5 protein-coding genes and 1 other RNA gene are annotated in these 6,411 nt (G+C 59.4%); 3 read left to right on the top strand and 3 right to left on the bottom strand.

Features of this window, described 5'->3' with window-relative positions; translation table 11 throughout:
* Positions 1-878 (top strand): DUF2786 domain-containing protein (locus QP990_RS10950; protein ID WP_284799229.1); only part of this gene is annotated, 878 nt, incomplete at its 5' end.
* A gap of 135 nt (positions 879-1,013) precedes the next feature.
* Complete coding sequence (locus QP990_RS10945) at positions 1,014-2,732, top strand: CYTH and CHAD domain-containing protein (RefSeq protein WP_259825096.1); 1,719 nt, start codon at positions 1,014-1,016, stop codon at positions 2,730-2,732.
* Between the two features lie 59 nt (positions 2,733-2,791).
* Here the strand turns inward: QP990_RS10945 and QP990_RS10940 are convergent, their stop codons facing one another.
* On the bottom strand, positions 2,792-2,980 hold the full coding sequence (locus QP990_RS10940) for a hypothetical protein (RefSeq protein ID WP_049361312.1): 189 nt from the start codon (positions 2,978-2,980) through the stop codon (positions 2,792-2,794).
* A gap of 263 nt (positions 2,981-3,243) precedes the next feature.
* Here QP990_RS10940 and QP990_RS10935 point away from each other — a divergent pair, with 263 nt between their 5' ends.
* Positions 3,244-4,518 (top strand): galactokinase family protein, encoded by a 1,275-nt coding sequence (locus QP990_RS10935; protein WP_259825093.1) that lies wholly within the window; start codon positions 3,244-3,246, stop codon positions 4,516-4,518.
* Positions 4,519-4,530: 12 nt separating this feature from the next.
* On the opposite strand, the gene QP990_RS10930 is transcribed toward QP990_RS10935, so the two are convergent.
* Together QP990_RS10930 and rnpB are read right to left on the bottom strand one after the other, a co-directional pair.
* Positions 4,531-5,925 carry a ribonuclease catalytic domain-containing protein gene (locus tag QP990_RS10930; protein ID WP_284799227.1) on the bottom strand — a complete coding sequence of 465 codons (1,395 nt, stop codon included), beginning with the start codon at positions 5,923-5,925 and terminating at the stop codon, positions 4,531-4,533.
* 25 nt (positions 5,926-5,950) lie between these two features.
* Positions 5,951-6,400: RNase P RNA component class A (gene rnpB, locus QP990_RS10925), an RNA gene on the bottom strand.
* Between the last annotated feature and the right edge of the window lie 11 nt (positions 6,401-6,411).

The following is a 6,411-nucleotide window of genomic DNA, read 5'->3' as shown; positions in this document are numbered from 1 at the left end:
TCCTTAACATCCTTCGGAGTCCAACGCGTCACAACTACCTCCCGGTCGAAGTGGCGCATTCACCCCTTGACAGCACGCTTCCTAGGCTGCGCGATACTGAACTTTTGGCCTTTGGCGAATCCTTGCGAGAAGACGGGCTTAGCGATAAACAACGCAAAATTCGTGCAAAGGTCCTAGGACTTTTACGCAAGGCTGAGTCCACCAGTTTTGAAGACGAGGCCGAGGTTCTGATTTCTAAGGCGCAGTCCCTGCAACAGAAGTATCGCATCGAGGATCTGCTTACTTCCGAGCTCCCCAATCTCATTTCCCACCGCGTGCACATCCACCCGCCCTATATCAAGCACCAGGCTTCCCTGCTCAGCACCATTTCTGACGCCAATGGATGCACCACGCTCCTCATCCATGACAAAGGCCTAGCCTGTGTCATCGGTGCTCCTGCCGACGCCGCCCATTGCGCCGACCTCTTTGCCTCCCTCAACCGCCAATGCGACTGGTTTATGCGTAACGGCGATGGCGCGGAAATCGCCCGCGCTACTAATTCCACTGCCGCATATCGCCGCAGCTTCCGCCTGTCTTATGCCGCCCGCATCGGTGAATTGCTCACCCAAGCCAATGAGGACGGAATTGCTGAAAACCTGCGTGAGTCTCAGTATTGCTCTCACCATGCAGAGGCTGTAGCCACCCAAACCCTTCCCGCTTTGCAAGCACGCACCGATCACGCCATCGATACCCGCAACCGCCTCTTTCCCAATCTCACAGAGATGTCGCTATCAATGAACAGTCTGCACGGCATCAACGATGGCATTGCCGCTGCCGATAAATCTCACTTGGGAGGTGACGCCTCAGGGCTCGGTTCAGTTCCAGAAATTACACGGTAATTTCCCCTGTTTGATACGGTTCTTGGCCCCCGTTCCCTGCTAGCGAACGGGGGCAGAGTATGGCACCGCAACGAGGTCATTACAGGTAAGATCACCGATGAGATTGATTAGGTCTAGAAAGTAGAAGGTACGTGAATGTCTACACAGTCTTTTCTCGAAGTTGAAGCGAAATTCTCCGTAGCCGAGTCCACTCAGCTCCCTGAACTGACCCGCCTTGAGGGAGTTGACCACGTCGCAGACACGCGCCACCACGCACTTTCGGCCATCTACTACGACACTGAAGACCTCCGCCTCACCCACGCTAAGGTCACCCTCCGCCGCCGCACCGGAGGAAATGATGATGGCTGGCATATCAAGATCCCTAGCGAGGCTGGCCGTACCGAAATCCACGCAGAATTGGGAGAGCCTGTCGATGGCCGCTATGAAGTTCCTAGCGAGCTGCTCCATCAGGTTCGCTCCATTGTCCGCCACAACGAGCTCACCCCAATTGCTCAGGTAGACAACAAGCGCACCGAGATGGTCTTGGCAGATGCCGATAATAAGCCAGTGGCAGAGTTTTGCGATGACCATGTCACCGCCTTTTCCTTCCTTCCCGGCGGCGAGCAACAGTCGTGGCGCGAATGGGAAGTAGAGCTCGCAGGTGAGCTACCTGGTACCGAGGAAGGAACGCAGTTCATTCGCCGTGCTACCTCTCTTCTCATCGGTGCCGGTGCACGCGTATCTTCTTCCCCATCCAAGCTGAAATCGGCCTTGGGTGATTCTTATGCCAACGCCCCGCTTCCCCCGGCCCTGGTATCGCCGGACGTGGACCCGGATTCCCCTGCCGCCGCCGTGATCACCGCACTGCAAGCTAACCGCGACAAGCTGGTTGATTATGATCCACGTGTTCGCCGCGATGAGTGGGACTCGGTGCATCAGATGCGTGTAGCTACCCGCGAGCTGCGCAGCCACCTTCAGACCTTCCATGGCATCGTGGTCGGACCAGAAATCGAAAAAATTGAAGCCGATCTGAAGGAGCTCGCTGGCATTTTGGGCGTTGCTCGCGATGCGGAGGTTGTTGAAGAGCGCTGGCAGAAGCTGTTGGAGTCCGAAGATTCTGACACCTTGGATGATTCCACCCGCGAGCACATTGCGCAGGATATGGGCACCGCCTACCGCCGTGCGCACCGTCGCGTTGTCGCCGCCCTAGATTCCGAGCGTTACCTCGAGCTGCTAGAGTCGCTCGACCGCTTGCTCGCGGATCCGCCAACGGCCGATAAGCAACAGGAATCCGCTCCGGTAAATGATGATGCGGAGCAGACGGAAGAACTGTCCTCTACGGAGGAAGGCGCTGCTTCTTCCGAGTCCCGCGAGGATAACGCGGCTGCTGCAGAGAAGGCCAAAAAGAAGCCAGAGAAGAAGTCCAAGGACATGGACACTGTGATGGCGCAGCACCTTGAAAAGGCCTATAACAAGCTGGTCAAGCGCCATAAGAAGGCCGTAGAGAATTGGGATAACCCGGAGCTGTCCCTGCACGAGCGCGAGGACTATTTCCACGATATGCGTAAGGCTGCAAAGAAGCTGCGTTATGCTGCAGAAGCAGCTGGTTCTGCCACCAACCTTAAGACCAAGCGTCTCTATAAGGCCTGCAAGCAGATGCAGTCGGTGCTCGGTGATTTCCAAGATTCCGTGACCTCGCGCGATAAGCTGCTCGAACTGGCAGATTCCGCTCGCCGCCGTGGCGAAAATACCTTTGGCTATGGCCTGCTCTATCAACGCGAGCGTACCATCGGGCTGAAGGCGCTGGATGATTACGCCGAGTCTTTCAAAGACATCAAGGCGGCGTTTAAGCCGCTGCGTAAGAAACTAAAGTAGCCGCGCTTCCCAGGCAGTTACCGGGAAACACGGCGTAGAAAAAGATGGCTGGAGGTTATTTACTTCCAGTCATCTTCTTTGTCTGCGGCATCTGCCGCATCGTTGCGGGCGTGGGCAATTTCGATAGCGTTTTCTGCTTCTTCACGGGTGTCATACGGGCCCATTCGGTTTTCCCAGCCAGAGGTCTTGCCTTGGCTGACTTCCTTGGTGGCCGGATCGAAGAACCACTTCTGGTCTGCATCGCTCATAAAAACTATCCTCTCAGTCGTAGCGCCAGCGGCACCGGCTGATCGCTGCCGCTGGTATGGTTTGTGTCCACACTACCCACGCCGTCTAAGCGATGCCCGCTAGAATGTGGGGCAGCACATTTCTTTTATACGATTCCATGTCGTATTCCCCGCCGCCGCCGCACCAAAAGGTGGCGGGCATTCGTTGCTTTAAGCGCACCGCCGCGTGCGAGTGGCAACGAAGACTACTGGTCCCAGAACCTGGAAAAGGAGCTTTAGCACCCATGCCACTGTGGTCAACACCTGCAGAGCCTGTAGCCGAGCGCGCCGCCCAAGCACATACTGATCTCACGGGCAGCGCTCCAACTCATACCGCTAGCGCGCCGGCAACGTGGTCCCTTATTGGTGAACACATTGACCACTTCGGCGGCATTGTTGCCATGTGCGTGGACAAGCTACGTGCCGCTGCGGCAGTAAGCTCGCGCACCGATGGCGTGGTAGCGGTACATTTTCACCCGGCAGAAGGTGAGCCTGCCCATGATTCGATAAGCCTGCAAGCGCTCGCAGAGCTGGCAACAGCGCAACAACCCACCACGGATGCAGAGGGCCAGCCAATCATTCCGCCGGCTCCGGAGGGAGGGCTGGCTGCCCGCGTGGGTGGCATTGTCCACACGATGATTAACCGCCAGTTGCTCTCTCGTGAGACAGCCGGTGCGGATATCACCATCGCCTCCGACATTCCGGAAGGTGCTGGTTTGGGTGCGGATGCCGCCGCGGACGTCGCGGTAGCGCTGGCACTCATGGGGGCTGATGCGGACCTGGATGCGCCGCTAAGGGCCCGGGTGGCAGATGTATGCACCCAGGCCGTTACTACCTTTGGTGCGCGGCCGCCTTTGCGTGCCCGCCATAGCGCGGCTCTGCGCAGCACGGGTGACGGCGTATGCATCATGGATTACGCCGACGGTTCTGTCACCCACGCACCGCACCTTGTTGGTCGCGAGATAGCTGCCTTCGCGGTGGCGGTGCCGGAAGATTTTTCCGCGCAGGAAGAAAAGGCTATCGCCGATATCCGCCAGCGGCAGCGCTTTATTGATGATGCCTGCCATTCCTTTGGCACCGATTCGCTACGCTTGCTTCCAGACGCCCAACAGCGCGTCCTCGATTGGCTCAAGGCCGTCCACAAGGTCTACGGCGAGGAAGGACACCCGAGCATCAGCGCCGCTACGGAATGGATGGCCTTTTATGAGGAAGAAACCCAGCGGGTAGAAAAGTTCACCCGCTTCCTGCGCTCGCATCGCGGCGCGGAGCTCTTCCCCATCCTTTTGCAGTCACAGTCCTCCCTAGCCAATATCTACGGCTTGGACTCGGCAGAAAAACTCGCCGAGCTAGTCACGGTCCGCGGTGCCGTAGCGGGGCGTTCGGCGCACGCGGGTACATCGAACGCAGTCATTGCCTACGTCCCGGCGAAGAGCGCGCATAATTTTGCGGCCGACCTGGCAGACGATGGCCTGCTCGTAGTCGAATTACAGCCGGGCGAGGCCGCACGCGGCGAGAGCTAGTAGCCTCACCAGCTAGTCAGCAGGCCACGCAAAGAGTACCTCGCGCGAATCGGTATCCGCTGTCACCAGCGAGACTGTGGTTTCGCTGCCGGTTTCTGGCGCGCCTACAGAGTGGGCGAAGACTGGTGGCTCCGGCACAAAAATCCGAGCTTTGTCCCGCTTCGCATCGCCGCTTACGACGGTGGCCGGGAAATTAGTGCCGAGCCAGGGGCGCAGCACGGTGGCCTCGGTGAGGTTGAGGCAGGCCTTATCCACTTGGGAGGCAAGCTGCGAGGTAGAACGCATTGCGCCAATGACCTCCGTGGCGCGCTCCCCCACCCAGCCGGGGACCTCGTAATCGCCGCAGAGGGCTAGGCAGACCTCGGTTGCAAACCTATCGGACAGGCGCCGCAGCGGCGCGGTCACGTGTGCGTAGTAGCCGCCTATCCCGGCATGCACCTGCGCTTCCTGTTCTCCAAGCCACGCATAATCGGCGCCTCGCAGGAGGCTTTGGGCCTCGCGCATGACTGCCATGCCGCGTGGGGAATCGGCGTCGACGGTGAGGAGAAACTGGGGAATGGGGGCATCGCCAAGCGCAAAGCCCAGGGCTTGGGCCTCGGCGCGAAATTGGCGCTCGTGCTCCGGTTCGGCGGCGGGCAAAGTACGCAGAAAACCCACGCCCGCTTCCTGCATGAGGCGTCCCGCGCACATGCCGGCAAGCAGAGAGATCTCCGAGTTATAGTCCATGACCTCATAGCGAGGCTCGATAATGAGCTCAAAGGTGCCGTCAGCATTTTCTACCACCCGCTGGGAGGGCAGGCGCAAGGAAATGGCCTCGCGGCGCAGGGAGGATTCTTGGCGCAATCGTCCCACCTCCGGCAGCAATGCAATAGACGGGTGCAGGCTACCGGCCGCCAAGTCCGCGTGCGCGCCCTCATAGTCTAGGCGGGCCTGGGAGTAGATGAGCGCGCGCTCGACGTGGAAAGACTCCACCTCACCGGCGTCATCTAAATCAAAGGTCCACAGCACGGCCGGTTTATCGGTTTCAGGCAGCAGTGAGGCACGGTCCTCGGAAAGCTCGGGTGGGTGCAGGCGAGCTGGTGCATCGGGAAGATAAATAGTCTGGCCGCGGCGGAAGGACTCGCGCTCCAGCTCGCTGCCGGGCTCGATAAAAGCGGCAACATCTGCGATGGCATAAAAGACGCGGTATCCGCGCTCGCGTCGTTCAATATAAACCGCCTGGTCCAAGTCCATGGAACCGGCCGGATCGAGGGTCACGAAGGGAATATCGCGGGCGTCGCGGCGCGAGTCGGCATACCGGTCTTGCGCGTGGGCGGCCTGGTGGGTGACCGCGGCCGGAAAATCGATGGCTACCGAAAATTCTGCGGCGATGGCGCGGAAATCAAGCGGGGCGGCGTAGAGCTTCATGCCCACCACCATAAACGTCTTGGGGCGAATGAGTCGGCCTATAAGCCGGATTCTGTCTAATCGCGGCACTCCCAAGGGAGCACCGTGCGGTGAACATCCATCTAGACCAACCGTTGCCAGTTGGTTCCAGCAGCTACCTTCAGGCTCGAGCGAGCAGCCTTAAAACGCCTGATCGGGCCCCGCAACGTGGCGGGGCCGTGATGCCTTGCTCCCGGTGGGGTTTACCCAGCCACCGCCATCACTGACGGTGCTGGTGCGCTCTTAACGCACCGTTTCACCCTTACCTTGTTGCTCCAACTTGGGCCGAAGCTCAAGCGGAGGCACAAGGCGGTCTACTTTCTGTTGCACTTGCCCGCGGGTTTCCCCGGGTTGCCGTTAGCAACCACCGTGCTCTATGGAGTCCGGACTTTCCTCGGCGCCCACGCGGCAGCAGCTCGCTGCCCGTATGAAGCGACGCGATCACCCGGCCGGCTCATTCGCGTTCCT

Source organism: Corynebacterium sp. MSK071 (genome assembly GCF_030232125.1).
Taxonomy (GTDB): domain Bacteria; phylum Actinomycetota; class Actinomycetes; order Mycobacteriales; family Mycobacteriaceae; genus Corynebacterium; species Corynebacterium kefirresidentii.
Note: the sequence above shows the minus strand (reverse complement) of the source record. Positions and strands in the feature narration are given on the sequence as shown.